This window comes from Halorubrum sp. SD41 (assembly GCF_058630335.1).
Genome location: NZ_JBZVGZ010000016.1, coordinates 35,629 through 62,381, shown reverse-complemented (window position 1 = coordinate 62,381; position 26,753 = coordinate 35,629). Strand labels below are relative to the sequence as shown.

25 protein-coding genes and 1 tRNA gene are annotated in these 26,753 nt (G+C 70.8%); 10 read left to right on the top strand and 16 right to left on the bottom strand.

Annotation, left to right across the window (positions count from 1 at the left end; genetic code table 11):
• Positions 1-74: 74 nt before the first annotated feature.
• Genes AC4NMM_RS09180 through AC4NMM_RS09170 form a run of 3 tightly spaced genes read right to left on the bottom strand, consistent with a single transcriptional unit; the run spans position 75 to position 2,086 of the window.
• On the bottom strand, positions 75-854 hold the full coding sequence (locus AC4NMM_RS09180; RefSeq protein ID WP_491924137.1) for a DUF5803 family protein: 780 nt from the start codon (positions 852-854) through the stop codon (positions 75-77).
• A gap of 12 nt (positions 855-866) precedes the next feature.
• Positions 867-1,562 carry a DUF2110 family protein gene (locus AC4NMM_RS09175; protein WP_096395179.1) on the bottom strand — a complete coding sequence of 232 codons (696 nt, stop codon included), beginning with the start codon at positions 1,560-1,562 and terminating at the stop codon, positions 867-869.
• Positions 1,562-2,086 carry a transcription factor gene (locus tag AC4NMM_RS09170; protein ID WP_096395181.1) on the bottom strand — a complete coding sequence of 175 codons (525 nt, stop codon included), beginning with the start codon at positions 2,084-2,086 and terminating at the stop codon, positions 1,562-1,564. Before AC4NMM_RS09170 ends, AC4NMM_RS09175 begins: the two co-directional genes overlap by 1 nt.
• 151 nt (positions 2,087-2,237) lie before the next feature.
• Here AC4NMM_RS09170 and AC4NMM_RS09165 point away from each other — a divergent pair, with 151 nt between their 5' ends.
• On the top strand, positions 2,238-3,203 hold the full coding sequence (locus AC4NMM_RS09165; protein ID WP_096395183.1) for a hypothetical protein: 966 nt from the start codon (positions 2,238-2,240) through the stop codon (positions 3,201-3,203).
• A 71-nt stretch (positions 3,204-3,274) separates the two neighbouring features.
• On the opposite strand, the gene AC4NMM_RS09160 is transcribed toward AC4NMM_RS09165, so the two are convergent.
• On the bottom strand, positions 3,275-4,795 hold the full coding sequence (locus AC4NMM_RS09160; RefSeq protein ID WP_491924136.1) for a PAS domain-containing protein: 1,521 nt from the start codon (positions 4,793-4,795) through the stop codon (positions 3,275-3,277).
• Between the two features lie 73 nt (positions 4,796-4,868).
• Here AC4NMM_RS09160 and AC4NMM_RS09155 point away from each other — a divergent pair, with 73 nt between their 5' ends.
• On the top strand, positions 4,869-6,356 hold the full coding sequence (locus tag AC4NMM_RS09155) for an ATPase domain-containing protein (RefSeq protein ID WP_491924135.1): 1,488 nt from the start codon (positions 4,869-4,871) through the stop codon (positions 6,354-6,356).
• Positions 6,357-6,362: 6 nt separating this feature from the next.
• Here AC4NMM_RS09155 and AC4NMM_RS09150 read toward each other — a convergent pair whose 3' ends face one another.
• A complete protein-coding gene (locus AC4NMM_RS09150; RefSeq protein ID WP_491924134.1) occupies positions 6,363-6,980 on the bottom strand; it encodes a tRNA (cytidine(56)-2'-O)-methyltransferase in 618 nt (205 codons plus the stop codon).
• Between the two features lie 149 nt (positions 6,981-7,129).
• On the opposite strand from AC4NMM_RS09150, the gene AC4NMM_RS09145 reads away from it, so the two are divergent.
• Positions 7,130-8,203: a phosphoribosylaminoimidazolesuccinocarboxamide synthase gene (locus AC4NMM_RS09145; RefSeq protein ID WP_491924133.1), complete on the top strand. Its 1,074-nt coding sequence runs from the start codon at positions 7,130-7,132 to the stop codon at positions 8,201-8,203.
• Positions 8,204-8,617: 414 nt separating this feature from the next.
• Here the strand turns inward: AC4NMM_RS09145 and AC4NMM_RS09140 are convergent, their stop codons facing one another.
• Positions 8,618-11,338 (bottom strand): AAA domain-containing protein, encoded by a 2,721-nt coding sequence (locus tag AC4NMM_RS09140; RefSeq protein WP_491924132.1) that lies wholly within the window; start codon positions 11,336-11,338, stop codon positions 8,618-8,620.
• A 136-nt stretch (positions 11,339-11,474) separates the two neighbouring features.
• Here AC4NMM_RS09140 and AC4NMM_RS09135 point away from each other — a divergent pair, with 136 nt between their 5' ends.
• Both AC4NMM_RS09135 and AC4NMM_RS09130 read left to right on the top strand, forming a co-directional pair.
• Positions 11,475-12,026 carry a hypothetical protein gene (locus AC4NMM_RS09135; RefSeq protein WP_491924131.1) on the top strand — a complete coding sequence of 184 codons (552 nt, stop codon included), beginning with the start codon at positions 11,475-11,477 and terminating at the stop codon, positions 12,024-12,026.
• 104 nt (positions 12,027-12,130) lie between these two features.
• Positions 12,131-12,298 carry a hypothetical protein gene (locus tag AC4NMM_RS09130; RefSeq protein WP_172863962.1) on the top strand — a complete coding sequence of 56 codons (168 nt, stop codon included), beginning with the start codon at positions 12,131-12,133 and terminating at the stop codon, positions 12,296-12,298.
• 62 nt (positions 12,299-12,360) lie between these two features.
• Here the strand turns inward: AC4NMM_RS09130 and AC4NMM_RS09125 are convergent, their stop codons facing one another.
• The 6 genes from AC4NMM_RS09125 to AC4NMM_RS09100 all read right to left on the bottom strand — a co-directional run bounded on the left by AC4NMM_RS09125 (position 12,361) and on the right by AC4NMM_RS09100 (position 17,345).
• On the bottom strand, positions 12,361-12,759 hold the full coding sequence (locus AC4NMM_RS09125; protein WP_096395197.1) for a DUF7975 family protein: 399 nt from the start codon (positions 12,757-12,759) through the stop codon (positions 12,361-12,363).
• A gap of 83 nt (positions 12,760-12,842) precedes the next feature.
• A complete protein-coding gene (locus tag AC4NMM_RS09120; protein WP_491924130.1) occupies positions 12,843-14,033 on the bottom strand; it encodes a DUF7118 family protein in 1,191 nt (396 codons plus the stop codon).
• Between the two features lie 3 nt (positions 14,034-14,036).
• Positions 14,037-14,420 carry a phosphoribosyl-AMP cyclohydrolase gene (gene hisI, locus AC4NMM_RS09115; protein ID WP_096395201.1) on the bottom strand — a complete coding sequence of 128 codons (384 nt, stop codon included), beginning with the start codon at positions 14,418-14,420 and terminating at the stop codon, positions 14,037-14,039.
• A gap of 112 nt (positions 14,421-14,532) precedes the next feature.
• Positions 14,533-14,955 (bottom strand): GNAT family N-acetyltransferase, encoded by a 423-nt coding sequence (locus tag AC4NMM_RS09110; protein WP_096395203.1) that lies wholly within the window; start codon positions 14,953-14,955, stop codon positions 14,533-14,535.
• Positions 14,956-16,290, bottom strand: coding sequence for a DUF92 domain-containing protein (locus AC4NMM_RS09105; protein ID WP_096395205.1), 1,335 nt, complete (start codon positions 16,288-16,290; stop codon positions 14,956-14,958). It lies immediately after the preceding gene.
• A gap of 275 nt (positions 16,291-16,565) precedes the next feature.
• Positions 16,566-17,345 carry an HAD-IIA family hydrolase gene (locus AC4NMM_RS09100; RefSeq protein ID WP_491924129.1) on the bottom strand — a complete coding sequence of 260 codons (780 nt, stop codon included), beginning with the start codon at positions 17,343-17,345 and terminating at the stop codon, positions 16,566-16,568.
• Positions 17,346-17,410: 65 nt separating this feature from the next.
• Between AC4NMM_RS09100 and AC4NMM_RS09095 the strand changes: the two genes are divergently transcribed.
• The 4 genes from AC4NMM_RS09095 to AC4NMM_RS09080 all read left to right on the top strand — a co-directional run bounded on the left by AC4NMM_RS09095 (position 17,411) and on the right by AC4NMM_RS09080 (position 19,791).
• Positions 17,411-17,548: a hypothetical protein gene (locus AC4NMM_RS09095; protein WP_491924128.1), complete on the top strand. Its 138-nt coding sequence runs from the start codon at positions 17,411-17,413 to the stop codon at positions 17,546-17,548.
• 29 nt (positions 17,549-17,577) lie between these two features.
• Positions 17,578-18,351, top strand: a complete 774-nt coding sequence (locus tag AC4NMM_RS09090) for a GTP cyclohydrolase III (protein WP_096396261.1) — start codon at positions 17,578-17,580, stop codon at positions 18,349-18,351.
• Between the two features lie 107 nt (positions 18,352-18,458).
• Positions 18,459-18,698 (top strand): hypothetical protein, encoded by a 240-nt coding sequence (locus AC4NMM_RS09085; protein ID WP_004596760.1) that lies wholly within the window; start codon positions 18,459-18,461, stop codon positions 18,696-18,698.
• A gap of 181 nt (positions 18,699-18,879) precedes the next feature.
• On the top strand, positions 18,880-19,791 hold the full coding sequence (locus AC4NMM_RS09080) for a 1,4-dihydroxy-2-naphthoyl-CoA synthase (protein ID WP_096395209.1): 912 nt from the start codon (positions 18,880-18,882) through the stop codon (positions 19,789-19,791).
• A 74-nt stretch (positions 19,792-19,865) separates the two neighbouring features.
• Here AC4NMM_RS09080 and AC4NMM_RS09075 read toward each other — a convergent pair whose 3' ends face one another.
• Both AC4NMM_RS09075 and AC4NMM_RS09070 read right to left on the bottom strand, forming a co-directional pair.
• Positions 19,866-22,259 carry an amino acid permease gene (locus tag AC4NMM_RS09075; RefSeq protein ID WP_096396263.1) on the bottom strand — a complete coding sequence of 798 codons (2,394 nt, stop codon included), beginning with the start codon at positions 22,257-22,259 and terminating at the stop codon, positions 19,866-19,868.
• Positions 22,260-22,499: 240 nt separating this feature from the next.
• The gene (locus tag AC4NMM_RS09070; RefSeq protein ID WP_491924127.1) at positions 22,500-24,791 is read right to left on the bottom strand and encodes a nitric-oxide reductase large subunit; all 2,292 of its coding nucleotides are present in this window, start codon (positions 24,789-24,791) and stop codon (positions 22,500-22,502) included.
• Between the two features lie 146 nt (positions 24,792-24,937).
• On the opposite strand from AC4NMM_RS09070, the gene AC4NMM_RS09065 reads away from it, so the two are divergent.
• A complete protein-coding gene (locus AC4NMM_RS09065) occupies positions 24,938-25,393 on the top strand; it encodes a MoaD/ThiS family protein (protein WP_491924126.1) in 456 nt (151 codons plus the stop codon).
• Positions 25,394-26,184: 791 nt separating this feature from the next.
• Here the strand turns inward: AC4NMM_RS09065 and AC4NMM_RS09060 are convergent.
• Positions 26,185-26,269, bottom strand: a tRNA-Leu gene (locus AC4NMM_RS09060).
• A 46-nt stretch (positions 26,270-26,315) separates the two neighbouring features.
• The gene (locus tag AC4NMM_RS09055; RefSeq protein WP_096395215.1) at positions 26,316-26,729 is read right to left on the bottom strand and encodes a ferredoxin; all 414 of its coding nucleotides are present in this window, start codon (positions 26,727-26,729) and stop codon (positions 26,316-26,318) included.
• Positions 26,730-26,753 lie beyond the last annotated feature (24 nt).

The window sequence follows — 26,753 nt, the reverse complement described above, 5'->3', positions numbered from 1 at the left end:
CCCGCCTCAAGCGGCGCGTGCTAGAAAAGGACCGCGGCGCGGGCCGACGCGAGCGACCGACGGACGACGGGGGCTCAAAGCCAGCCGTCGTCGTCCTCGTCGTCGTACACGCCCAGTCCGAGGTCGCGGCGGCGCTGTCTGAGCGCGGCCAGCTGCCGACGGAAGTAGAGCGTCCCGGCGATCGCGGCGACCACGGCGACGGCGAGGATGACGCCGAACACCGCCAGGTCGCCCTCGCGGTACGACTGGACGACGATCGAGCCGCTCGTCACCTCGTCCCAGACGATCCGGTCGCGGTCGCCGACCGTCTCGACCGAGTAGTCGCGCGGCGACACGTGGCCGACGACCGGGAACTCCGTGCTGAACTCCGGCGGGAGCGTCACGGCGTACGACCCCTCGACGTACGCGCGCATCGTGAACCGGCGCGGCGACCCGGCGCCCGAGAACGCGGCCTTACCGCCGGCCATGTCGTCGGCGAAGCGGATCCACGTCTCGTCGGTCGTCCGCTCGATCTCGCCGCCGCGCGCGCGGAACTCGCTGCCCGTGATCACCTCGCCGTCGGGGTACTGATACCGAAACGCCTCGAACTCCAGGGGCTGGTCGCCCGCGTACGGCGTCTGCTCGTACAGCCGGATCTCCTCCCGGTCGCCGACCGCGTACACGGCGGTGTACCTCGCGTCGGTCGAGAGGGTGAACGCGGCGTCGCGGTCCGTGTCGAACTCGTACTCGCGGGGCGGCTCGGCGTCGAGCGTCTCGTTCGTCACCTCGCCGCCCCCGGTCGCGTAGCCGAGGCAGCCGGCGCTGACCGCGAGGAGGGCGATCGCCGCCGCCGCGAGCGCGAAGCGTCTGTTCACGTTTGTATGGGTTCAGACGACGCAGCGCATCTCGGCCGGGAGGTACGAGCCGATGGCGGCGAGTAGTCCCGGCGGGTCGGTGCCTTCCGCGCAGACGATGCTCTGTTCTAAGAGCCCCAGCCGCTCGACGGTGACGATGTCCTGCGCGTGGCCCGCGCGGTTCACCGTCGCCCGCGTCTCGCCGCGTGTCGCGGAGTTGACGTTCACCCGGCCGTCGCCGCGCTGCCAGTCGTACAGGCGGTCGCGCTCGGCGTCGGCGAGCCGGGAGGGCTCCGCGTCCGGGTCGCCGGCGTCGCCGCCGTAGACGAACCGCATCGGGAGGTGCTGGACGAGGCCGAACCGCTCGACGACCTGCTCCGGCGAGCCGACGCCGAGCCCGAGCTCGTCGGCGGGGACGAACACGTCGACCCCGGCGTCGAGCGTGAACCCGACGTCGTCCCACGACTCGAGGGTGCCGACGTACTCCTCGCCCGCCTCCAGCCCGCCGTCGTGGGCGACGATCTCGCCCCACGTCTCCGCGAGGACGTTGCGCGCGACCGGCGCGTCCTCGCCCGTCACGTCGACCTGGACGAACTCGTCGTCGCGGACGCCCACCTGCCAGTCGGCGTCGAGCTCGCCGACGTCGTTGGCGACGAGCGAGTTCATGCCGTCGAGCGCCCGCTCGCGGGCGTCGCCCTCCACGTAGCACTTGGTTGCGAGGACGACCATCAGCCGGTCACGTCCACGTTGAGCTCGTCGCGCAGCGCCTCGATGCGCTGGTCCATCGCGTCGCGGAGCCGGTCGTTGTCCATCGCCTCCACCGGGGAGCCGCACTCGGGGCACTCGAAGCCGAAGTCCATCGCCTCGCCGAACTCGAAACGGATCGAACACACCTCACAGAGGTAGAACTCGTGCGTGCGCTCGTACTCCTCGCGCTCCTCTAAGGCCTCGAGCAGCCGGTACATCTCCTCCTGGAGGTTCTCGGGGATGTTGTCGTAGTGGAACGTCCACAGGTACGTGAGCCACCCGGAGTCCTCGTCGCGGACGCGCCGGTACGTCGCCAGGTCGTTCTCGTACAGGATGAACAGCGCGCGCCGCACGTCGTTGAGCTCCAGGCCCAGCTCCTCGGCCAGCTCCTCGTCGGTGACCTCGCCGTCGGGCGGCGCGGCCGCGACCGGCATCCCCGTCGGCCCCACCAGCTCGTGGAGGTACTTCTGGATGACGGGGTCGTTCAGTAGATCCTCAAAAGCCATTACGGGAAACTGGTGGAGGAATCCGGTTAAAACCTCCGAAAGGCGCGGTCACGTTCCCCGCACCGATCCGGGGAGGTCGCCCCCGCGGCCCGCGGTCGACCCACCCGCGGGTCCGGCAGAGCTTTACGGGCCGTGGCTCACACTCGCCCGTATGGCAGACTCGGTCGACGGACGGGGGCGACGCGCGCTCGGGGCCCTCGCGCTCCTCGCGGTCCCGGCGGTGCTGGCGGCGGTCCCGCTGGTCCCGCTCGCCGCGCTGCTCGGCCCCGGCGGACTCGGGCTCGTCCCGGTCGGCGCGCCCGGGGGACTGCTCGCGGCCGTCGTCGCCGGCCCGGCCGCCTCCGCGCTGCTCGGCCCGGTCCTCGTCGACAGGCGGATCGCGCGGCTCCCCGCCGCCGACCTCGACGACCGCCGCGCCGACTTCGTCGCCGACCGCGTCGAGTCGCTCGCGGCCGAGGTCGGCGTCGACGCGCCCGAGGCGACCGCGGTCCGCGCCGACGCCGCGAACGTCGCCGTCGCGGACGGCTACCGCGGGTCGCGGCTGGTGGTGTCGACGCGCCTGCTCGCCCTCCCGAAGGCCGACCGCGACGCCGCGCTGCGCCACGCGCTCGTCAGGCTTCGAACGCGGCAGGCGCTGCTCACGACGGCGACGCTCCCGGCGCTGGCGGCCGTCGAGACCGCGGCGCTGCTCGCGACGCTGCTCGTGGGGCGCCGCGGCGACCGCACCGCCGCGGACCGGCGCGTCAACCGGATCCACGGCTACGAGCCGGACCGCGAGCGCGTCCCGTCGTGGGCGTACGCGGCCGCCGGCGTCTGCTGCTGGCTGCTGCTCCTCCCGGCGTGGATCCCCGCGACGGTCGGCGACCGGCTCTCCGTCGCCGGCGGGCGCCGCGCCGCGGACGCCCTCGTCGCGCGGGCCGGAACCGAGGAGCGGAACGGGCTCGGCAACGCGGTCGCGTTCGCGAGCGACGCCGCGGGCGCCGGCGACTGGCCGCCGCTCCTCGACCGGCTCTCCTTCGTCTCCATGGCCGACGCCGAGACGGGCCGCGTCCGCGGAACGAGCCGGCAGGAGGCCCGGACGCGGCTCGCGCGGCTCCGCTCGAAGCGAGCGTTTTAGGGGAATACGGAGGGCAAAGGGTGGCGGCCGACCGGTCGCGTGGCCCATAGGCCGCGTGGCCCGCAACCCGGTCAGGGGTGCGCCGGGACCTCCAGCCGGATCGTCGTCCCGTTCTCCGCGGTGTCGACGTCGAACTCGCCGCCCGCCTTCGCCACGACCCAGTACATGAGCCAGATGCCGAGCCGGTCGGCGTGGGTCAGCGACGTCTCGCCCGCCTCCAGCACCTGCGTCTCGTGGTCCGGGATCCCGGGGCCGTCGTCCGCGACCTCGATCGCGATCCACCCCGGCGGACGGCGCTCGACGCGCACCTCGACAGACGGCGACGGCGCGTCGTTGTGTTTCACGGCGTTCTCGACCGCCTCCGCGACGGCGACGGGGAGGCCGACGACCGTCACCCCGATCGGATCGTCGTCCGGAAGCGCCAGGGTCACCTCGGCCTCCGGGTAGCGACTGCGGGTCCGGTTCCGGATCTCGATCAGCTCGTCGCGGAGGTCGATCGGGGCGTCGAGCGGGGGCGCGGAGACCGTCTCGTCGACTTTCTGGACGGCGGCCGCGATCCCCGTGAGGTCCGCTGCCGTCTCGGCGATCACGTCGAGTGCCCGGCGTTGCGACTCCTCGTCGGGACCCTTTCGGAGCAGGTCCGCGTACCCCGAAATGAGGTTCATCTTGTTCCGGAGGTTGTGGTTGAGTACCCGGGCCATCACCTCCAGCCGCCGCTCGCGGATCTTCCGATCGGTGATGTCCGTCTGGAACCCGACGAAGTGCGTGGTCTCGCCCGCCTCGTTCCGCAGGGGTACGATCTGGAGCCGGTTCCAGAACTTCTGCCCGTTCGCTCGGTAGTTGAGGACGTCCACGTCGACCGGTCGCTCCTCGTCGAGCCCCCGCCGAATCTCGGCGCGGGTCTCGTCGGCCGTGTCGGGGCCCTGGAGGAACCGGCAGTCCTCGCCGAGCCGTTCCTCGCCGTAGCCGGTCAGCGACTCGAACTCCTCGTTGAGGTACACGAGCGGGTTGTCGTCGCCGTCCCCCGCCCGCGCGAGGGTGATCCCGACCGGCGCCTCGTCCATCGATCGCTCCTTGAGCCGCAGGTCCGCGACGGTCCGTCGGAGCCGGAGCGAGGTCGTCCGGCGCTCGATCAGGTTCGAGACCCGCGTGAGCAGCGCCCGCCGGGCGACAGGCAGCTCGATCACGTCGTCGACGCGCTCCCAGGCGCGGTCGGTCGGCTGCGTCCGGGCGTTCTCCCCGACCAACAGCACGAACGGCAGGAACGCGGGGCCGGCCCGTTCGCGGCGGGCGTCCAGCGCGTCCCCGATGGCCTCGAACGCGCCCGCGTCGAGGAGACAGCAGTCGAACTCGGCGTCGAGCGCGGCGGGGTCGGCCGCGGCCCGGATTCGGTACCGGTCGCTGAGCGCCTCGGCGAGCAGCTCGCGGTCGCGGTCGGCGTCCATCAACAGGAGGACCGTCGCGTCGTCGCCCGACGACGGCGCCTCTCCACGTCTGCGGTCGGCGGTTCGGGCGTCGTCGCAGGCCGAGTGGCTGACATCTGACTCGCCGCCGTCGGCGCCACCGACAACTGGACCCGACTCCGAACCCATCTCCCTTCCAACGGGGCGGGGAACCCACTAAGAACTACCCATTTATATGCCGGTCGAGGGCGACTGGGGAGCTATGACATCGCCAACGGCCGAGCGAGCGTCGACCGGCATCGCCGGGCTCGACGAGGTGCTGTCCGGCGGCCTCATCCCCGCGCGGAGCTACATGGTCCGCGGGCAGGCCGGGAGCGGCAAGACGATCCTGAGCTTCCACTTCCTCCAGCAGGGCGTCGACGAGGGGGAGACGGCGCTGTTCGTCAACCTCGAAGAGGACCTCCGGGACCTGAAGGCGAACGCGGCCGCGCTCGGCTTCGACACCGACGCGATCGAGTTCCTCGATTTGAGTCCGAACGCCGAGGCCTTCGTCGAGGACGAGTCGTACGAGGTGTTCGAGCCCGCGGAGGTGGAGCGCGAGCCGCTGACCGACCGGATCGTCGAGGGCGTGACCGAGGTCGACCCCGACCGCGTCGTCGTCGACCCGCTGACCCAGCTCCGCTTCCTCCTGTCCGACGACTACCAGTTCCGGAAGCAGGTGGTCGGGTTCATGCGATTCTTAAAGGATCAGGGGGCGACGGTGCTTTTCACCGTCCAGAACACGGAGTCGCTGCCGACGGACGACCTGGAGTTCATCACGGACGGGACGATCCGGCTGGACGCGGCGGAGTACGGCAAGACGATCAGCGTGCCGAAGTTCCGCGGGTCGGCGACCCAGAGCGGCGACCACGCCTACCGGGTCACCGACTCCGGCATCGAGGTGTACCCCGCGCTCCAGCCCGGACAGCGCGACCGGGACCTCGAGTTCGAACAGATCTCCTCGGGGATCCCGGAGGTGGACCAGCTGCTCCACGGCGGGATCGAACGCGGCACCGTCACCATCGTGAGCGGGCCGACCGGGGTGGGGAAGACCACGCTGAGCACGCAGTTTATGAAGGAGGCCGCGGGCCGCGGGGAGCGCTCCGTCATCTACCTCTTCGAGGAGAACCGGGAGACGTTCCTCACCCGGTCGCGCGCCGTCAACATTCCGGTCGACGAGATGCTGGAGCGGGGGACCCTCCAGGTGAACGAGGTGGAGGCGCTAGAGCGGTCGCCGCAGGAGTTCGCGCGGATGGTCCGCGACGAGGTCGAGGGCCGGGGCGCCGACATCGTCATGGTCGACGGCATCTCCGGGTACCGGCTGACGCTCCGGGGGGAAGACGAGCAGATGCTCCAGCAGATGCACGCGCTCGGTCGGTACCTCAAGAACGCGGGCGTGACGGGGATCTTCGTCGACGAGACGCGGAACGTCACGGGCGAGTTCCACGCGACGATGGAGAACATCAGCTACCTCGCGGACAACATCGTCTTCCTCCGGCATCTGGAGGTCGACGGCGAGATCCGCAAGGCGATCGGCGTCTTAAAAAAGCGGACGAGCGACTTCGAGCGCACGATCCGCGAGTTCAAGATCACGGAACACGGGATCACCGTCGGCGAGCCGATGTCCGGGCTCCGCGGCATCCTGAGCGGCGCGCCCGAGATCGTCGACCGGGAGCGGCGCGGGGCGGAGCGCGACGACCGCGACGAGTAGCGCGTATCAGTTCGGATCGGCGGGGTCGGAGCCGTCATCGTCTGCGGCCCCTCCCTCCGCGTCGACGACCGTCTTCCCGGTCGCCTCCGGCACCACCCGGCGGTCCGCGTCCGCCCACTCGCGGTCGAGTTCCGCCCCCGCGAACAGGCGGTCGAGGAACACCGCGAGCCCGGCGACCTCGGAGTGCGGCTGGTTCGTCACGCCGACGTTGAAGTCGGCGCGCTCGTACAGCGCCCACGGCACCTTCTCGCCGCCGACCACGACGAGGAGGTCGCGCGGCGGCGACGCCTCTCCGACAACCTCGGGCTCGTCGAGGCCGACCGCCTCGCGGACGTCCGCCTCGACGTCTTGGACGCGCTCGCCGTACATCGTGAGGTGGACGACGACCCCCTCGAAGTTCCGGACGATCGCCTTCTGGTCGTCGCGGAGCTCGACCGCGAACGGCCCGCCGAACCGACCAGTGATGTCGCGGACGGTCTCCGCCGACTGACCGGCGTTGTCGGGGAAGATCACCCGGTCCGCGCCGAGCGCCCGCGCCGTGAGCCCGACGTGCGTCGTCATGCGGTCGTCGCGCCCCGGCCGGTGGCCGTACCGGAGGACGACGACCTCGCGCGCATCGTTCATGCCACGGAGTGCGGGGGCGAGTCGGGTGTCGCTTTCGATGCGAGCGCGCGGGCGGTTCGATCCGTACTCGTGGATCGAAACGAGTAGAGACAGACCGAGGTGACCACGTAACTGAAACCTTCTTGTGGGAGGCGGTCGCGGTATGCGCCATGACGAGCGTCAAGGAGTTCCGCGTCGACGAGCCGGCGACCGCCGACGGGCTCGGCCGGGGGCGGTTCGTCTTCACGGACGCCTACTCGGTGTTCGACTGGGGGCAGATGCCCGACGCGATCCCGAACAAGGGCGCGAGCCTCTGCGCGATGGGCGCGTTCAACTTCGAGCTGCTGGAACGCGAGGGGGTTCCGACGCATTACCGGGGGGTCGCGGATCCGAATCGGGACGCCGACGCGGCCGGCGAGGGCGAGCCCGACATCGTCCCCCTCGACGAGGCGACCGCCCCGCCGACGGAGATGGCCATCGACCTGACGCAGGTGCCGGACCTCCCGTACGAGGGGCCCCACGCCGGCTACGACTACGACGCCTTCCACGCGGCGGGCGGGGAGAACTACCTCGTCCCGCTCGAAGTGGTCTTCCGCAACCGGGTTCCAGTCGGGTCGAGTCTGCGAAGGCGGGCCGACCCCGCGGACTTCGGCCTCGACGACCTCGGCGGCGCCGACGGCGAGTGGCCGGACGAGCCGGTCGACCTCCCGGAGCCCGTCGTGGAGTTCTCGACGAAGTACGAGCAGCAGGACCGCTACCTGACCCGCGCCGAGGCCGACGAGATCGCGGGCGTCGCCGACGTCGATGCGCTGGAGTCGCTCGCGCGCGACGTGAACCGCGTCGTCACCGAGCGCGCCGAGTCCGCCGGCTTCGTCCACGAGGACGGGAAGATCGAGTGCCTCTACGTCGACGGCGAGCTCCGCGTCGCCGACGTGGTCGGTACCTTCGACGAGAACCGGTTCTCCTACGGCGGGCGCGGGATCTCGAAGGAGGTCGTCCGCCAGTGGTACAAGGCGAACGATCCCGACTGGGTCGAGGCCGTGAAGACGGCGAAGGAGTCGGTCGCGGGCCGCGACATCGACGACTGGCGCGAGCTCTGCGACGAGTCGCCCGACCCGCTGCCGCCCGCGGTCGTCGACGCCGTCTCCGACCTGTACGCCGCCGGGACGAACGCCTACACCGGCCGCGAGTGGTTCGACGTCCCCGATGTCGAGGCGGCGCTGGATTCGGTCGACGATTTATAAGGGAACGCGACCGCTGACACCGCGGCGAACGCCGCCAACGCTCCCGTCGCTCATTTATAAATGGCTGATGGTGGATCGACGGCGAACACCTCCAAAGCCCCAGCCGCGAGGCGGGCGCACGCTCGCTGCGGTCCTCGGTCGGTCGCTCGCTTCGCTCGCTCCCGCCCTGCGGTCCTTGCGTCGCCTGCGCCCGCCTCGCGACTGCCCCTTTGAGTCCCACCCGACCGCGACCGCACCGCACCTCACACCTCCCCAGCCTCGTCAGTCGCCTCCGCTTCGCTCCGGCGACTGACTCCCTCGCGCGGTGCTGCTCGGCCGCGGGGCGGCCTCGCAGGCACGCGCCACCGCACCTACGGTTTATAAATGAACAACGCCGTCGCTCACCGGTCTGAACGAGTCGAGACGACGACCCCGTCAGCGCCGCGCCCAGTCGAGCATCCGCGCGTAGAAGGGGTCGGAGCCGAGCGCGTCGGCGTCGCCGACGATCGTCAGCTGCTTTTTCGCCCGGGTGAGCGCGACGTTCACGCGGCGGTGGTCCTCGAAGATGGGGCCGTCGAGGTCGCCGGTCGCCACGAAGGAAACGAGGACCACCTCCTTCGAGGAGCCCTGGAAGCGGTCGACGGTGTCGACGGTCACGTCCGTCCGGCGACCGATCTCCGCGACCTGCGCGCGGAACGGGGCGATCACGCCGATGTCGTCCGGGCCGACGCCCGCGGTGACGTAGGCGTCGACGACCGCCGCGACGCGCTCGGCCTCGCGGACGTTCCGGTTGCCGTCGCGCTCGCCGTCGGGGTCGACGAACCCCACGCCCCCGGTCAGCTCCGGCGCGAGCGCGTCCGGGTCGACGCCGAGGTCCGCGAGCGTCTGCCCGGCCACCTCGGGGGTCGCGGGGCGGAGCGCGCCGTCGTAGAACTCCGCGGAGGCGAACGCCTGGATGCGCTGACTCATCCGGTACTGGCGGTCGAGCATGACGCTCGCGTCCGGGTACGTCTCGATGAGCCGCTGGAAGAGGGAGGTCTGGAGGTCGTTCTCCGCGCGGACGACCGGCGGGAGCTGCTCGTGGTCGCCGACGAGCACGAACCGGTCGGCGCGGTTGATCGCGGCGTGGGTCCCCGGCTCCGTGAGCTGCGAGGCCTCGTCGACGAGGGCCACGTCGAACTCGCACTCGCGCATGACGCGGGAGCCGCAGGCCGCGGTCGTGGCGGCGACGACCGGCGCGTCCCGCAGCTCGGCGGCCTTCGCGTTCGGCTCGCCGCGCTGAACGAGCCGCACGTCCTGCATGTCGCCGCGGACGCCGGTCTCGGTGCCGACCCGCAGTACGTCGTCGAACCCCTGATCGCGCAGGGCTTCGAGCGCGTTGTCGACCGCGCGGTTCGTGAACGCCGACAGCAGCACGCGGTTCCCCTCCGCCACCAGCGCCCGGATCGTCCGCGCGATGGTGTACGTCTTCCCGGTGCCCGGCGGCCCGTGAATCAGCGCGCAGTCCTCGGCGTCGACCGCGAGCTCGACCGCCTCGTTCTGGGCCGCGTTGTTGCCGATGTACGCGTCGGGCGCGTCCGGGTCGTCGGTCCCGGGGCTGCCAGGGGGACGCTCGCTCCGCGCCCGGAACTCGGGCTCTCGCCGGCCGAAGATCACGTCCTTGCGGTCGGACTCGCCCTTCAGGACCGCGTCGTGGAGCGCGGTGAGCGAGCGGTCGACGGAGATCTCGGAGGGGTAGACGTCGAGCCGGCGCACCTCGACCGGCTCGTCCGTCTCGACGACGACCTCGTCTTTCCCGAGTTCGGTGATCCGTCCGAGCTCCGCGTGCCCCGAGACCGGGTCGCCGTCGCTCGCGAGCGCCACGTCGCCCTCGCGGAGCTTCGAGACGGCGTCGCCCGGCTTCCGGGCGCTGAGCTCCCACCGGGCGTCGTCGATCTCCGTCTGCGCGACGGGCTCTAAGTCGATCAGCGCGCGGTCGTCGGCCGCCCGCTCCTCGGGGGTCTGCTCCCACAGCTTCCGGTACTCGGCGTGGGTCTCCCGGCGCTCCTCTTCGAGCGCGGTGTAGAAGCGGTCGAAGTAGTCGCGCTCCGCGTCGGGCACCGGCGTCCCGACCTGTCCCGCCTTCGACTCCTGATCGAGGCGGCCGGAGACGACCATACACGTGTCCTGCTCGAAGCAGTAGCTACACGTCGCGTCCGCCTCGTACCCCGTCGGGACGGTGGGGCGCTCGCCGCGGTCGTTGAGCGCGCGCCACTCCATCGCGGCGAGGGCGTTGCGCTCGCGCACGACGAACTCCAGGAAGCCGCGCCCGACGGTGAACTCCTTGGCGGGCGCGAGGTCGCCCGACTCCTCGTTGCGGTCGAGGGCGGTGTTCTTCGTGTACAGCAGGGTGCCGATGTCGGGGTCGACGCCGCGCTCGTCGAGCATCAGCGCGTAGCAGGCGGCCTGGACTTTGTCGTGGAACCGCGGCTCGCGCTTGGTGTTCTTCCCGGTCTTCAGCTCGACCGGGGTGCCGCGCCGGAGCGCGTCCGCGCGCCCTTTTAAACCGAAGGTGGGCGAGATGAGGGTGAACTCCGACCGCCACGTGTCCTCGTCGCTCAGGGTTCCCTGCGCGAGCCACCCTTCGACGGCGGCGGCGTTGCGGCGCACCTCGTCTTCCACCTCCTCCGTCTCGTAGCCGAGGAGGCCGAGTTCGAGCCCCGCCTCGGCGACGCGGTCCTTGACGGACTCCTCCAGCTCCATCCCCCGGAGCAGGTCTCCGAACACCTCGTGGACGATGGTCCCCTTGACGACCGGGTAGTTGAGCGGGATCCCCGAGAGCTTATTTAAATAGTACATCCGCGGGCACTGGACCCACGACCGGATCCCGGTCACGTCGACGAGAAAGTCGGGCTGGAGGACGACCCACGACTCGTCGGTCGTCGCGTACCCCGTCTCGCCGCGGTACTCCTCTTCCTCGGGGTCGGTGACGAGCAGCTCCATCCCCGGCTCCGCGTGCTCGGCCGTCTCCGTCCACTTCCCCCACAGCGTCACGTCGACCGGGTCGCCCGCGCCGCGGTCGGGCCGGACCCGCAGCTCTCGGAGGTCGCGCTCGCCGTACGACGTCGACACCGTCCGCGCCTCCCCGACGGAGACGATCGGCCCGCGAACGTTCACGTCCCCGCTCGGCGGCGGCACCGAAAAACGCTGTCGGTGGGGGCGGTCGGCCGTCGCCCCCGCGCACGACTCCGTCCGCCCCGATCCGCCGCCACCGACACGCTCTTGCGCTCGCGCGACCGACGAGTCGACCGACATGCGCGTACGAGACTGGGACGACATCCTCGCGGACGTCGCGAGCGACTCGACCGACCCCGACGGCTGGCGCGCGGTCGCCGGCTCCCGCGAGGGCGGGCTCGGCGAGGACCTCTACTTCGGCCACCCGAGCGTCGGCCTCTACCACCTGAAGACGTACGCGAAGAACCCCCGCGACCTCCGCGGCGTCGGCGCACAGGTCGCCCGCAAGGTCGACGACGACCTCGACCCGCTCCTCCCGGACGCCGACAGCGACGGGCGGTTCGCGGTTCGGTCGGCGCCCGAAGACGAGGAGCACGCCGAGGAGATGGCCACCCGGCTCACGGAGACGCTGAAGGTCCACGCCGAGGCGCCCACCGACCCGGACCACCTCTTCGAGGACGTGATGGAGGCGGTCGAGTCGCCCGCGTTCGGTCCGATGGAGTACGAGTTCGACGGCCGGCCGGACGAGCTGGACGAGCTCTCCGAGGCCTTCGAGGCGGCCGAGGAGCTGCTCACGAGCGAGCTCGACGACCTTATCGAAGACGACGACATCGACCGCGGCTTCCACTGACTCCCGGGCGACCGCCGCAACCGACCCGACCGCTCGGCCCGTACGGACCGAGTCGCGCCGAACGCCGGCGAACCGGTTTTGTCGCTCCGCCGTCAACACCGGGTATGGGACTCAAAGAAGACACGGCGAACGGCGTAATATCGCTCGGCATCGGCGTCGCGGTCACCTGGCTCACCGCCGGCGACGGCGACCACGACACGGCGGACCTCCTCGTCGCGGTCGCGATCAGCTCGTTCCTCTCGGGCTTCTTCACGAGCTACTTCGCGAAGTGACGCGCGGAGCGGCGCCGCGTGGACCGTCGCCGGCGGTCCCGTGACGGCGCTCTCAGTTCTCCTCAGATCGCTGTCACCCAGGCGCGGTACTCTTCGTCGAGCTCGTACACCTCGCGGAACGCGCGCTCGATGAACCCCGCGACGCGGTTCGCGTCCGACCGCGCGGTGACGACGGCGTTCGTCCCCTCCGCCTCCTCCGGGCTGACGAGCTCGTCGATCCGGAACTCGGGAAACTCGGAGAGCAGGTCCTTCAGGCGGTCTAACTCCTCGTCGGTACAGTCCATGATGAGCTCCGTCCCCGCGAGCTGGATCCACGGGGGCACCTCGCCGCCCTCGGTGTCGTCGCTGTCGGGGTCGACGTCGACGGTCATCACGTCACCGGAGCGCGCGCGGTGCGCGGCCGCGGCGTCGGCGAACAGCTTCAGCCGCTCCGCTTCCGTCGCGGCGTCGAATCTGGTCATACCACCGCTCGGCCGCGACGGGGCTTAAAAATCCGCACTCCGGGCCGGCGCGGCGTCCCGCCACCGACCGCGTCGAGTGGAACCTACTCTCGCTCCGTTTCCGCCAGCACGTCGTCGACGAGCGAGCGCGTCCGCTCGGCCTCGGCGAGGCGCCCGTCGGCCTCGCCGCGCTCGATCAGGGCGAGGTCGTCGCCGTCGAGCTCGTGGCGGACCTCCGCGGCCCGGCGGAGCCGCTCGTACTCGTCGCTCCGCGCGAGCTCCCGGACGGAGCGCAGGGTCGCGACGACCTCGTCGTCCGCGATCCGACCGACTAGGGGAACCAGCTCGTCGATCTCGTAGGCGAGCTCGTCGCCCGGCTTCGGCGGCCAGTCGAGCGTCAGCGGCTCGCCGTCGAGCCGTTCGAGGTACGTCCGGTGGACCGCGACCGCGGTGCGGAGCGCCCCCGGGTCGTCGACGTAGTGCTCCAGCTTGGAGTTCGTGTAGTCGGCGTACTCCAGCAGCGTCGCGGGCGGCTCCTCGCCGGCCGCGTGCGTCTCGACGTACTCCGCGAGGTCGGTCGGCGGCACGTCGACGTCGACGAACGGGGTCGCGTCCGCGCGGTCGAGGAAGTCGAACACCTCGCGGGCGGACGCCGACTTGAAGAACTCGCGGAACGCCTCCCGGACCGACTCGTCGTACGCCTCGATCGGGTCGCGGAGGCGGTCGAGGTCGGCGTCGAGGTCGGCGTCGGCCATCTCCGCGACCTCGCGGAGCTCGTCGAGCCGCGAGTCGAGGCGTTTGCGGGCCTCGCGGGCGTCCTTCCGGGCCGCCCGGTAGTCGTCGACCGCGTCGTCGTGCGCCTCAAGCAGGTCGACGAACTCCCCGGCCGGCTCCAGCGCCTCGCGGGCGGCCGCGAAGTCCGACTCCGAGAGCCGGCGCTTGTCGACCGCCTCGTCGGCCGCCTCGAAGGCGTCGGCGGCCGGGAGGTCGTCGTCGACGTCGGCCGCGTCGTCGAACTCGCCCCGGAACCGGACGTACGACTCGAAGTCGCCGGAGCCGACCGCGTCCTCCTCGTACCGATCGAGGATCCGGTGGGCGCGGCGGTAGGCGTCGGCCGTCGCCTCGACGCGGTCGCGCCCGTAGCCGTCGATCCGCTCCTCGATACGCCGGAGCTCGTCGTAGCGCTCGCGGAGCCGCGCGGCCGCCTCGCCCGCCTCGGCGACGGGGTCGTCCGCGGCGTCCGCTCCGCGCCCCTCGTCGCCTCGCCGCGCCGTCCCGCCGGCACCCTCGGCCATCGGTCAGTACACCTCGTCCGGGTCGAAGACGCGCTCACCGACGTGTTCGCCGTCTATCGTCCGGTGGAAACACGACCGGTGGCCGGTGTGACAGGCGCCGCCCGCCTGGTCGACGAGGTACAGGAGGGTGTCGGCGTCGCAGTCGACCCGGACCTCACGGACCGACTGGGTGTGGCCGGAGGTGCCTCCCTTGTGCCATAGCTCCTCGCGGGACCGGGAGTAGTAGTGGGCCTCGCCGGTCTCGCGGGTCCGCGAGAGCGCCTCGGGCGAGACGTACGCGAGCATCAGCACCTCGCCGGAGTCGGCGTCCTGGGCGACCGCCGGGACCAGCCCGTCCTCGCCGAAGTCGACGTCGATCGGCTCGGCCTCCGCGTCGGCGTCACTCATGCCTGTCCGGAGGCGTGGCGCTCGAATAGTCCTTGTGTCTGCGGTCACCGCGCGGGAGCGCCTGCCGCGAGCCGCCTCGGGCGCGCTACCCGTCGCGGGCGCCTCGGGTGCGCTATCCCAGCCGCAGGACGAGCGCGTCGCCGTCGGCGTACGCGTCCGGCCGCCGCTCGACGACCTCGAAGCCGAGCGATTCGTAGAGGGAGAGCGCCGCGTCGTTGTCCGGGTGCGCCTGGAGCGTTACCGGGCCGTCGGCGTCGGCGATGGCCGCGCGGAGGAGCCCGCGAGCGCGCCCCTCCCGGCGGAAGGGGGGCGCGACGACGAGTTCGGCGAGGTGAACGCCCGGTCGGTTCGGCGCGTCCACCGGGAGCAGGTAGCCGACGACGCGGCCGTCGGCGACGCTCACGCGGGCGGCGCCCACCGCGAGCCCGTACTCCAACAGGTCAGGGCTCGGCTGCCGGAGGTGCGACTGGAGCTCGCGGATCCGGTCGGCGTCGGCGGTCCGTCCCTGGCGGACTCGGGGGTCTCCGCCCGCCATTCACACCACCGCCCAGCACGCGACAGCGACGACCGCGCCGCCGAGCGTCGCGAGGAAGTTCACGGCCTGATTGCCGACCCGGTCGCCCTCGATCAGAGCGCCGAGGAGGCTGTCGACGGTCATCCCGGCGACGCCCGCGGCGACGACGGCCCCGCCCGCGGCGACGCCGCCCGCGGCGACCGGGTCGAGCACCGGCGCCCCGCCGGCGGCGAGGGCGCCGACGAGGAGGGCGCCGGAGAGGCCCGCCAGCTCGCCCTGCCAGGTGATCGCGCCGTCGGTGCCGGGCTCGACGCGGCGGAGCGTCGTCACCAGCCGCGGCCCGTCGTAGAGGCCGCCGATCTCCGAGGAGAGCGTGTCGGCCATCGCGGTCGCCGTCGCGCCCGCGAACGCGAACCCGAAGGGGGCGGCCGGGACGGCGAGGTGCGGCGCGGCCGCGTAGCCGACCACGGCCGCGAGCGCGACCGCGGAGTTCGCCAGCACGTTGCCGGTGCCGCGGGCCCCCTCGTTCTCCTGGGCGACCCCCCGGGCCGCCTTCTCGTCGAACCGGTACTTCGAGGCGAGGCCGCCGACCGCGTAGAAGGACATGAGGGTGAGGAACCAGCCGACGCCGCCGAGGACGACGGCGAGCAGCGCCGAGACGACGCCGGTGAGCATCCCCGCCACCGAGGCGGTGCCGATGGCGAAGGAGACGTAGCCGAGCGCGCCGGTCACCGCGAGGCCGGCGACGATGAGCGGGGCGTCGACGGTCGGCTCTAAAGCGAGGAACCCCCACGTCGCGAACGCGACGAGGATCGTCGTGATGTGCGCGTCCCGGGAGAACACGAGCGAGCGGACCAACGCCGCCGTCAGCGCGGCCGCCGCGGCGAGGAAGACGAGGAGGGGAACCGTCTCCGCGTCGACGGGGGCGCCGGTCTGGAGCCGCACCCCGACCTGTCCGGCGAGGGCGGCGGCCGTCCCGGCGGCGACGTAGCCGGCGACGAGCGGGAACTCGTCGGTCGTTCGGCGGGAGACGAGCGACCGACCGAGGCGACCGACGCCGACGGCGAGCGCCGCGGCCGCGAACGCCTCGTACGGCAGCGGCGCGCGCGGCAGCGAGGCGAACAGCGCGAGGCCCGCGCCGGCGAGCGCGAAGGAGACGAACCCGTAGAGGCGCTCTTCCTCGCGGTCGCCGGGCAGCGCGAGCGTCTCGAACCACTCCCCGTCGCGGACGCCGAAGAAGGCCGCGCCGGCGACGGCGAAGAAGGGGACGGCGGCGGCGGTCTCGAGCGACGGCGCGAGGACCGCGAGCGCGGCCACCGCGGCGAAGACGCTCGCGCGTCGGAGCCTCCGTATCACACCCTCGGCTACCCCCGACGACCACTTAACGGTCCCGACAGCCGTCGGGCGGTCGCTCGCGGACCGAAGCGGCCGCGACGCCGCTCTCAGTACCGGTACTCGTTGAACCGGACCGCGTGTCCCTCCAGCACGCGGACGGACTCCTCCGGGTCCTCCTCGTCGTCGCCGGTCCGGTCCTCGTGTGAGTCAAGCACTCCCATACGCGAGCCGAGCGGTCGCTCCCACATAACTGTTACCCACGCGGCGGAGGTTGTCGGCGGCGGTCGCGGCGCGGCTCAGCCGATGACGCGGTCGATCTCGCCGAGATGGTCGATCACGTGATCCGGTTCGATCTCCGAGGCCGCGAGGTCGTCGTCGTCGGTGACGCCCGAGCGGACGAGGACGGTCGTCATCCCGGCGCGCTCGCCGAGCGCGACGTCCGTGTCGAGCCGATCGCCGACGACGAGACACTCCTCGGCGGGGTAGGGGAGCCGCTCGCGCACCATCTCGATCGCGGTGTCCGAGGGCTTGCCGAGGACGGCGTCGGGCTCGCGCTCGGCGACGCCCGCGATCGCGTTGATCACGGCGCCGGACCCGGGTACGTCGCGCTCGGGCGCCGGGATCACTACGTCCGGATCGGTGCCGATGAACGGGATGTCGCGCTCTAAGGCCCACAGCGCGGTACAGAGGTCGTCGTAGTCGAACTCGTGGTCGATGGAGGCGACCAGGGCGTCGGCGGCGTCGACGTCGTCGGTCGTCGAGAGCCCGGCCTCTGCGAACTGGTCGAGCAGTCCCGGGGCGGCGATACAGAGCAGGTCGTCGTCAGCGTGGTGCGCTCGGAGGTACCGCGTCGTCACGCTGCCCGCGGTGAAGACGCGGTCGGCGTCGACGTCGTACCCCGCCGCGCCGAGGCGGTCGACGTACGCCGGCGGCGCCTTCGTCGGGTTGTTCGAGACGAACAGGGGCTCGATTCCGGCCTCGCGGAGCCACCGGTACCCCGCCGGGGCGCCCGGGATCGGATCGTCGCCGCGCACGACCGTGCCGTCGACGTCGATGACGGCGCCGCTGTATATCATACCTCGAATGCGGGCGCCACGGCCGTAGGGGTTGCGCCCGGGCTCGGGGACGGAGCGAGGACGGGATGACCGGGCGGGTCGAGGACGGGATGGCCGGGCGGGTCGAGGACGGGATGGCCGGGCGGGTCGAGGACGGGATGACCGGGTGGGTCGAGGATCACGAACCCGGTACCGGTTCCACCTTCGGTATAACGGAAGGGTAAAGCGGCAGCGTTCCGTATCGATGTTCACTGTGACGACGACTCAGGTGACCCTCGTCCAGATCGACAACTACGGGCCGTGGACGACGACGCCGGAGCCGCGCCGAGAGATGGACCTCCAGACGCTCCAGTCGCGGCTGTTCGCCGACGTCGCCCAGTTCCTCGGCCACCGCGACGCCTACGTCTTCTTCACCCGCTTCGACAACATGATCGCGGTGACGAACGGCGTCGACGGCGCGGCCCACGCGACCCTTCAGGAGTCGATCGGCAACCGCTACCCGGTCAGCGTGAGCCTCGGGACCGCCGTCGCCGAGCGCCCCGTGGACGCGCTCGAAGCGGCGAACCGGCGGCTTCAGACGGAGGGGAGCGCCCAAGACGAGAGTCGGACCGAGGTGCTCGCCGGGGAGTACCTCTCGGAGACGGACCGGTCGGACCTCCAGGTCGCGCACTTCGACGTGGTCAACGCGACCGGCAAGTACACCGACCGCCTCAACGAGTTCGACACGTTCATCAACATCGAACGGGCGTACGGCTCGCTGATGCGCCACCTCCGCGAGGCGCACGGCGCCCTCTCCTTCTTCGTCGGCGGCGACAACGTCGTGGCCGTCTGCCCCGACCTCCCCGAGTCGGCGTTCTCGTCGGCGGTCGCCCACGTCGCGGACGACGTCGACATCGAGCTTCAGGTCGGCGTCGGCCGCGGTGCCTCCGCCCACGAGGCCGGCTTCGCGGCCAAACACGCGCTCGAAGACTGTCGCCACGACGGGACGAGCGTCGAGCTGTTCGGCGCGCCCGCGGTCAGCGATTAGCCGGACCGGCCGCGGAGTCGGTCCGTTTCGCGGTGCCGAACGGCAGAATCAAATCTGATAATTTCGGTGCGGGGTTTTTATACACCCGCCGGGAACCCCCGGTTAGCATGTCAGAGGAGATAGTGTTCGTCTGTACGGCGGACGGCTGTGACGAGGGCCCGTGGGAGGGCTCGCACGACGCGATGGCACACTGCTCCGAGCATCCGGACCACGGCTACACCGGGATGCCGCGGTCGGAGATCGACCCGACCCGCGAGGTCATCCCCGCGACCGCGACGCGGAAGCGCGACAACCGCAATCTCCAGCACAAGGGGCACCCGAAGGGTGCGTACGCGCAGAACGACTGACGAGTCCCGACGGGCGAGCCGCGACTCCGGCGTCCGTCCCAGACGCTGGGAGCGGCTTCCCGTCCTCTCTGCGGGGCGCCACGAGGAGTCGCCCCGCTGAGCCGCGTTCTCCTCCCGCTCCGAGTGCCGATCCGGCACCGATCCGACGCCGTTTATGAGCGGGCCGGACGTAGGAGCCGGCATGGTCTCGGAGATCTTCGATCCCGACGCGTGGGAACCCGTCACCGACGAGTTCGACGACATCACCTACCACCGCGCCGTCGACGTCCCCGCGGTCCGGATCGCCTTCGACCGGCCCGCGGTCCGCAACGCGTTCCGGCCCGGCACGGTCGACGAGCTGTACGCCGCGCTCGATCACGCGCGCAAGCAGGCCGACGTGGGGACCGTCCTCCTCACCGGCAACGGCCCCTCCGAGAAGGACGGCGGCTGGGCGTTCTGCTCCGGCGGCGACCAGTCGGTCCGTGGCGGCTCCGGCTACGAGTACCGCGACGACGACGAGGCGGGCGACGACGACGACGACCTCGTCCGCGAGGCGCGCGCGGGTCGGCTCCACATCCTCGAAGTGCAGCGGCTGATCCGCTTCATGCCCAAGCCCGTCGTCGCGGTCGTCCCCGGCTGGGCGGTCGGCGGCGGCCACTCGCTGCACGTCGTCTGCGACATGACCCTCGCCAGCGAGGAGCACGGGAAGTTCCTCCAGACCGACCCCGACGTGGGCTCGTTCGACGGCGGGTTCGGCTCCGCGTATCTCGCGAAGCAGATCGGCCAGAAGAAGGCCCGCGAGGTGTTCTTCCGCGGGAAGACCTACTCCGCCGAGGAGGCCGCCGACATGGGGATGGTCAACGAGGTGATTCCGCACGAGGAGTTAGAGGACGTGGCGCTGGAGTGGGCCGACGAGATGACCCGGAAGTCGCCGACCGCGATGCGGATGCTGAAGTACGCGTTCAACATGGCCGACGACGGGATGGTCGGCCAGCAGGTGTTCGCCGGCGAGGCCACCCGGCTCGCGTACATGACCGAGGAGGCCCAGGAGGGCCGCGACGCGTTCTTAGAGGGCCGCGAACCGGAGTTCCGCGACTACCCTTGGCACTACTGACGGCAGAGCGGAGGAGTCACTGTTACTGACGGCAGAGCGGAGGAGTCACTGTTACTGACGGCCGAGCGGAGGAGTCACTGTTCGAGCGGGCTTCGGTCGGGCGTCGCCCCGCGACGCCGAGCCAGCCGTCGCAGGAACCGATAGACCGGGAAGAGGTAGTCCTCGAACCGCTCGTAGACGCCGCTCCGGCTCGCGTAGACGATCACCGGGACGTCCGCCGCCCGCGCGGTCCGAATCACCGCGTCGGGCGTGCTCCCGAACACCCACTGGCGGAACCGCCGGTCGCGCGACGCCCCGATCACGAGGAGCCCGCCGGCCTCGGCGGCCGTGTCGACGAGGCCGTCGGCGATCGTCCCGGCCTCGACGCTCATGACGCGGAGGTCCTCGACGCCGTTCAGCTCGGACACGGTCGTCGCCGGGTCCTCCGGCGGCTCCTCGCCCGCGGGGTCGACCGTGATGACGTTCACGTTCGTTCCCTGTCGGCCCAGCACTCGAACGACCGACAGCGCGGCGCGGTGGTGCGGGCCGCCGCCGGCGCCCACGTTCACCGTCTCGACCGTCTCGCCCTCGTACCCGCTCGTGAAGACGACGTCGCACGGCGCGCCGTACTCGACCTCTCTGGTGATCTCCTCGCTCTCCTCGGGGTACCCCATCAAGATCAGGTCGGATCCCTGGTTCCGGGCGGTGTTGTTGATGTCGAACGCGATGTTCCGGCAGGTGTGGGCGGTCACCGTGTACTCCACGGGGTGGTCGTCGGCCGCCAGCTCCTCCGTGATGCGGTCCGCTCGGTCGGTGGCGATGTCGCTGACGACCTCGTGAGGCGTCTGCTCCGGGATCTGCGTCACCGTGAGGACCGTGACCGCCACGTCCCGGTCGCTGCCGGACGCGAGTACGTCCGCCAGTTGGAGGTACTTCGCGGCGTTCTCCGGCCGCGCGACCGGGATCAACACCCGGAACGGCCCCGACTCACCTTCGCCGGCCGCCGTCCCGCCGGAGGCGACGGTCTCGTCGGGCGCCAACTCGTCGGATGTCGCCTCGTCGGGTGCCGGCTCGTCGGATGCCGCCTCGTCGGGCGCCGCCGCGGTGTCGGACCCCGGAACCTCCTGAATGAGGTCTTCGACCGCGGGGGCGCCGCCCCAGACGAGGTAGGCGACGACCAGCAGCCCCGACAGCAGCAGTCCGATCGCGACGCCCCGCCTCGGGAGGTTGTACACCAGCCCGAGGTTCGCGGCGACCCCGACCAGCGGCACGAGGGGGACGCCCGGAACCCGGAAGCCGCGTTCGACGTCCTCGAACCGCCGCCGATGGACGATGAGCGCGACGTTGACGACCGCGAGCGGGAGCAGCAGGTTCAGCGTCGCGAATCCGGTGAGCGCGTTGAGCCCGAGGTCGATACCCGCCAGCCCGTCCTCGGCGGGGAACACCGCGATGAACGCGACGATCAGCGCGACGATCACCCCCGTCGCGGTGGCCACGCTCCAGAACGGCGTGCTGTACTCCGGATGGATGCGGGCGAACGGCCGCGGGGCCTGCCCCTGCCGGCCCATCAGCGACCCGATCGACGACGCCGCGAGGATCGACGCGTTCGACGCGGACACCATCGAGAAGACCGCTCCCGCGACGATCAGCGACTGCCCGACGGGGCCGAGGAAGCCCTCAGCGACCCGTCCCATGGCCGTCTCGCCCTCCCGCGCGATCACCTCCGGCGGCACCGGCGAGTTGGTCATCGCGATGATCACCAGCGCGTACAGGACGGTGACCGTGACGATGCTCGCCGCGATGGCCCGCGGGACGGTCTTGCGGGGTTCGATTATCTCCCCGGCGCTCGCCGCGATCGCCGAGAACCCGAAGAAGGTGATGAACGCCAGCGCCGCGACCGAGAGGATGCCGACGACGTCCGTCGAGAACTGCGCCGCGAAGGTGCCCACGGCGGCCGTGGGGCCGCGGAACGCGAACGCCCCGGCGATGAACGCGAAGAGCACGGCGACCTTCGCGCCCGAGACGAGGAGCTGGAAGGTTCCGGACTCCTCCGTCCCCCGGCTGTTCAGGACGCCGAGGAGGACCGCCGCGGCCACGCCCGCGGTCCCGTGCGGCAGCCAACCGAGCGACTCGGGGATGATGAACCGGACGAACCACTCGTCCATCGTCGCGAGGTAGAAGGCCGTCGTCCCGGTGTAGCCGAGGAACAGCGACGCCCCGATCCCGTACGTGAGGAGGTCCCGGCCCTCGAACGTCCGGGAGGCGAACAGGTAGCCGCCGCCGTTCTCCGAGTAGATCGAGGCGAACTCCGAGTAGGCGGCGGCCGTGATCCCGGCGATCACCGCGGCGATGACGAAGGAGATCACGGCGCTCGACCCGATCCGGGCGACGGCGGCGCCCGAAAGCGAGAAGATCCCCGCCGCGATCATCGTTCCGAGCCCGATCGCGAAGGCGATCTTGAAATCGAGCGTTCGAGTGTGCTCTACCACGACGACCACTCCCGTGACGATGAGTTGCTGTTCATGATCCCGATCCGCGAGAGGAGCGCCCGGCGGTCCCTCCCGACGCCGTTCAGTCTGCCGTCCCGTAAACTACGGTCTCTGTTAAACCCCAGTGGTCTCGGCGCAGACCCGATCCACGGGCGCCGACGGTCGTCGGACTCGACCGGCGTCGACGGACGCTGGACCCGACCGACGCGCCGGCCGCCGGCTCGGACCGACGCCGACGGATCAGTCGTCGTCGCCGACGATCCCCTCCGCGACCGCCATGTCGTCGACGGTGGGGTCGTCCTCGGACGCCCGCAGGACGAACCGCTTCCGGATCAGGTCGGCGACGTAGATCGCGGTCCCGGCGATGATCAGCGTGTCGCCGGGGAGCCGCGCCCAGAACAGCGTCTGGACGATGTCCCGCTCGTAGAACGCGAGGCTGCGGGCCGCGGCGTAGCTCTCCGTGAACGCGACGTCGAGCTGGAGGAAGCCGACCGGGAGGACGGAGACGAACACCATCAGCGCGAGCCCGACGTTCCAACACCAGAACGACGCCCGGAGCCACGAGCCGTCCCAGCGCTCGGGGTCGATCGACAGCTGGAGCATGTACGTCACCATGCCGAGCGCGAGGAAGCCGAACGCGCCGAACATCGCGGCGTGCGCGTGGCCGACGGTGAGGTACGTCCCGTGCTCGTAGTAGTTGATAAGCGGGAGGTTGATGAAGAAGCCGAGCACCCCCGCGCCGACGAAGTTCCAGATCCCGCTGGCGACGATGAACATGAACGGCAGTTTGTACGGGAACCCGCCGCTCTCCGTCATCGCGCGGTACTGGCCGATCGCCTCGTAGAGGATGAAGATCAGCGGCAGCAGCTCCAGCGTCGAGAAGACGCTGCCGATCGGCACCCAGTAGTCGGGCAGCCCGATCCACCAGTAGTGGTGCGAGACGCCGATGACGCCGGTGCCCATCACGAGGAGGGCCTGTAGCATCACCGCCTTCTCCGCGCTGCGTCGCGTGAGGAGGTTCATCGACACCAGCGTCAGCCCGATGATGGCGACGATGAAGAACTCGAAGGCGCCCTCGACCCACATGTGGACGACCCACCAGCGCCAGAACTCCGTGACGGCGATGTTCGTCGAGGGCGTGAACATGAACCCGGCGACGAACAGCAGCGTGATCGAGCCGCCGGCGTAGAGGATCATGTGCGCGAGCCCGTAGGCCGGCTCGCGGTCGAGCAGCGGCTTGAGCCCGCGGATCGCGAGAATCGCCCAGAGGACGAACCCGGCGAGCAGGCCGGCCTGCCACACCTTCCCGACTTCGAGGTACTCTAACCCCTCGTTGCCGAGCAGCCACCAGAGCTCGCCCGGGAGGTAGCCGTTCGCGCCGAGCCAGATGCCGCCCATCCCGCCGACCACGACGACGACGAGCGCGCCCAGCAGGACGCTCACGTACGTCCCCTGCCGCTTCGGCTCGTGGCCGGTGAGCAGCGGCGGGAGGAACAGCCCGGCGCCGAGCCACGTCGACGCGATCCAGAGGATGCCGAGGTCGATGTGCCACGTCTTCGCGATGGAGAAGGGGAGAATCTGGAGGATGTGTATCCCGAAGATCCGTTCGATCCCGAAGAAGCCGGCCCGCTCGATGTAGAAGTGCGCGAGCAGGCCGCCGAGCAACACCTGCGCCATGAACAGCCCCGCGGCGACGGGGACGAACCGGAGCGCGGCGCGCTGGCTCGGGAAGACGCTCACGTCGCCGGGCTCGGGCACCGAGATCCCCGCCGCGGACGGCTCGGGGAGCTTCACCGATTTATAAAGGAGGATCGCGGCGCCCGCGGCGCCGACGAGCAGCACCATGGCGATCACGCTCCAGATCATCGCCGAGCCGGTCGCGTCGTTGCCGGCGCCGGGCGCGTACGGCCACTCGTTGGTGTACGAGTGGTCGGCGTTCGGCCGGTCGGTGTGCGAGAACCACGCGGTCCACAGCGCGAAGTCGGCGAAGTCCTCGGCCTCCTCCTCCGAGCCGATCATCCCGACCGGGACGCCCCGGTCGTGGTCGCCCTCGTGGTAGCGCTCGACGTACGTCTCGCGCACCCGCTCGTGGGCGTACAGCTCCGCGGCGGAGTACTCCACGACGTCGCCGCCGTCGTGCGACTGGTCGAGCTCGTCGCGCACCAAGGCGTCGACGCGCGACTGCTCTCCCGAGTCGAGGGCGTCGTACGCCGCGCCGTACTCGGCGTCGGCGTAGTACTCGCGCATGTGCCGGGTCTTCAGCTCCAGCGTCTCGGCGGTGTAGTCCTCGCCGTAGTACGCGCCGTTACCGAGTATCGACCCGTGGTTCATCAGCCCGTACTGTTGGAACGCCTCCTTCCCGTCTTGGACCTCGGCCCCCGTGACGACCGTCTCGCCGTCGGGACCGACGACCTCGTCGGGTATCGGCGGCGCCTCCTGATACGCGAACCACGCCCCGGCGCCCATCACGACCAGGTTGAGCAGGAACGCCGCGACGATCACCTTCGCGATCGTCTTTCTCGTGAGTCGCATGTGCGAACGTCCCGTCGAGACGTCCTATGCGTTTAGCGGCAACATGTTCGGTCGAATTCCCGCCGCTCGGAAGCGCTCCAGTCGGGCGGGCTCTCGCGAACATGTTCGTCCCCCGGCTTACCCGGAACGGTGCCGTACGTACGCGCATGGCCCGATCCAGCGAGATGGCCGAGCCGTCCCCGGCCGAAGCGGAGACCGAGGCGAGCCCGGACGACTCGGAGGCGACCGCGACCGAGGCGGAGACGACCGTCACCGTCCGGTGTACCGGTCACGTGCGCACGGAGCTCGACGTGTACGAGTTCGAGTACACGTTCGAAGGCGACACGCTCCGCGCATTCCTCGACGAACTGTTCGAGGACTACCCGCAGCTCCAGGACATGCTGATCGCGGAGTCGGAGTCCGACGCGACCCACAGCGGCTGGGCGCCGACGCCGGAGGAGCTGCCGGGCACGTGGTCGAAGAACCCCGTCGGCGAGCAGACCATCGCGTACGCCCGGATCCTCGTCAACGGCCACTTCAACGAGAACGAGAACGGCTTCGACACGAAACTGGAGGAGGGCGACCGCGTCGCCTTGGTCTACCCGTTCATGTTCTGCTGTTGAACGCGGTATCGGGGCCGCGGCGAACGCCGCCGCCGACTCGGGCGCTATTTATAAACGACAGACCGCTGATCGGCAGTGAACGCCACCAACGCCTCTATCGCTTATTTATAAACAACTCACCGTAGCCCGACAGCGGGCATCGCTATCGTGCGGATCGTTCATTTATAAACGGCCGGGTACGGATCGACGGCGAACACCGCCAGGGACTCAACGACCTGCTTATAAATAATCGAGCGAAGATCGACCGCGAACACCTCCAAAGCCCCAGTCGCGAGGGGGGCGCACGCTCGCTGCGGTCCTCGGTCGCTCACTCCGTTCGCTCCCTGTGGTCCTTGCGTCACCTGCGCCCCCCTCGCGACTGCCCCTTTGAGTCCCGCCCCCCTCCGCTCGCCTCCTCCCCCCTCCCCAACCTCGTCGCTGGCGGCGGGCGCCGCCAGCGACTCCCTCGCGCGGGCTCCTCGCGGCCGCCTTCGGCGGCCACTCGGAGGCACGCGCCGACCGCACCGCGGTCTATTTATAAGCAATCGTCGTCGCTCGCGGACTGCTCGCCACAGGAGTGCGGGGAAGGGATTCGAACCTCACTCACTCCGCTCGCTGCGCTCGCTCACCTCCCGCTCCCTGATTCGAATCCCTTCTGTGCCCAGTGCTGTCGCTCACGTATTGTTCGCGACAGCAATGCGGGGGAAGGGATTCGAACCTCACTCACTCCGCTCGCTGCGCTCGCTCCGTTCCCTGGTTCGAATCCCTTCCAATCCGAGACGCGGCGCTCACGGTGTGTGAGCGCCGCGACATGCGGGGGAAGGGATTCGAACCCTCGAACCTCTACAGGAGCGGATCTTAAGTCCGCCGCTTTTGGCCAGGCTCAGCCACCCCCGCGCGGATTCGGCTACCGGCGGCGGGGTGAAACCCCTTTCGGAAATCCCTACCAGTCGACCGAGAGCGTCCCGTCGCCGTGCGGGTCCGGCGCTATCTCCTCGTCCGTCCGGCGGTCGACGACGTGGATCACGCCCGCGTCCTTCTTGGCGGGGCACGCCTCGGCCGCGCGGACGTTCTCCTCGAGGTCCTCCTCGCCGATGTAGTACGCCTCCGGCTTCGCCATGCCGCTCACGACGTCCATCACCCAGTTGTCCGCGACCTCCGCGCACTTCCCCGCCCCGAAGCACTTGTTCGCCTCGAAGACGATCTTGTACGGCTTCTCCTCGACCGGCGGTCCCTCGCCGCCGATGTCGCTGGCGCGGAGCACCTCGTCGCCGCCGTCGGTCACGCCCCCGTTGTCCTCGGTCGCGGCCCTGTCGTCCTCGGTCGCGGCCTCGCCGCCGTCGGCCTCGTCGCTCATGTCGCCTCCTCGGCGGTCGCGGGA

Coding starts and splice junctions, on each gene's coding strand:
- AC4NMM_RS09175 (WP_096395179.1), bottom strand. CDS start 1,562: ATGGTCGTCCTCGCAACCAAGTGCTACGTGGAGGGCGACGCCCGCGAG.
- AC4NMM_RS09170 (WP_096395181.1), bottom strand. CDS start 2,086: ATGGCTTTTGAGGATCTACTGAACGACCCCGTCATCCAGAAGTACCTC.
- AC4NMM_RS09165 (WP_096395183.1), top strand. CDS start 2,238: ATGGCAGACTCGGTCGACGGACGGGGGCGACGCGCGCTCGGGGCCCTC.
- AC4NMM_RS09160 (WP_491924136.1), bottom strand. CDS start 4,795: ATGGGTTCGGAGTCGGGTCCAGTTGTCGGTGGCGCCGACGGCGGCGAG.
- AC4NMM_RS09155 (WP_491924135.1), top strand. CDS start 4,869: ATGACATCGCCAACGGCCGAGCGAGCGTCGACCGGCATCGCCGGGCTC.
- AC4NMM_RS09150 (WP_491924134.1), bottom strand. CDS start 6,980: ATGAACGATGCGCGCGAGGTCGTCGTCCTCCGGTACGGCCACCGGCCG.
- AC4NMM_RS09145 (WP_491924133.1), top strand. CDS start 7,130: ATGACGAGCGTCAAGGAGTTCCGCGTCGACGAGCCGGCGACCGCCGAC.
- AC4NMM_RS09135 (WP_491924131.1), top strand. CDS start 11,475: ATGCGCGTACGAGACTGGGACGACATCCTCGCGGACGTCGCGAGCGAC.
- AC4NMM_RS09130 (WP_172863962.1), top strand. CDS start 12,131: ATGGGACTCAAAGAAGACACGGCGAACGGCGTAATATCGCTCGGCATC.
- AC4NMM_RS09125 (WP_096395197.1), bottom strand. CDS start 12,759: ATGACCAGATTCGACGCCGCGACGGAAGCGGAGCGGCTGAAGCTGTTC.
- AC4NMM_RS09120 (WP_491924130.1), bottom strand. CDS start 14,033: ATGGCCGAGGGTGCCGGCGGGACGGCGCGGCGAGGCGACGAGGGGCGC.
- hisI (WP_096395201.1), bottom strand. CDS start 14,420: ATGAGTGACGCCGACGCGGAGGCCGAGCCGATCGACGTCGACTTCGGC.
- AC4NMM_RS09110 (WP_096395203.1), bottom strand. CDS start 14,955: ATGGCGGGCGGAGACCCCCGAGTCCGCCAGGGACGGACCGCCGACGCC.
- AC4NMM_RS09100 (WP_491924129.1), bottom strand. CDS start 17,345: ATGATATACAGCGGCGCCGTCATCGACGTCGACGGCACGGTCGTGCGC.
- AC4NMM_RS09095 (WP_491924128.1), top strand. CDS start 17,411: ATGACCGGGCGGGTCGAGGACGGGATGGCCGGGCGGGTCGAGGACGGG.
- AC4NMM_RS09085 (WP_004596760.1), top strand. CDS start 18,459: ATGTCAGAGGAGATAGTGTTCGTCTGTACGGCGGACGGCTGTGACGAG.
- AC4NMM_RS09080 (WP_096395209.1), top strand. CDS start 18,880: ATGGTCTCGGAGATCTTCGATCCCGACGCGTGGGAACCCGTCACCGAC.
- AC4NMM_RS09070 (WP_491924127.1), bottom strand. CDS start 24,791: ATGCGACTCACGAGAAAGACGATCGCGAAGGTGATCGTCGCGGCGTTC.
- AC4NMM_RS09065 (WP_491924126.1), top strand. CDS start 24,938: ATGGCCCGATCCAGCGAGATGGCCGAGCCGTCCCCGGCCGAAGCGGAG.
- AC4NMM_RS09055 (WP_096395215.1), bottom strand. CDS start 26,729: ATGAGCGACGAGGCCGACGGCGGCGAGGCCGCGACCGAGGACGACAGG.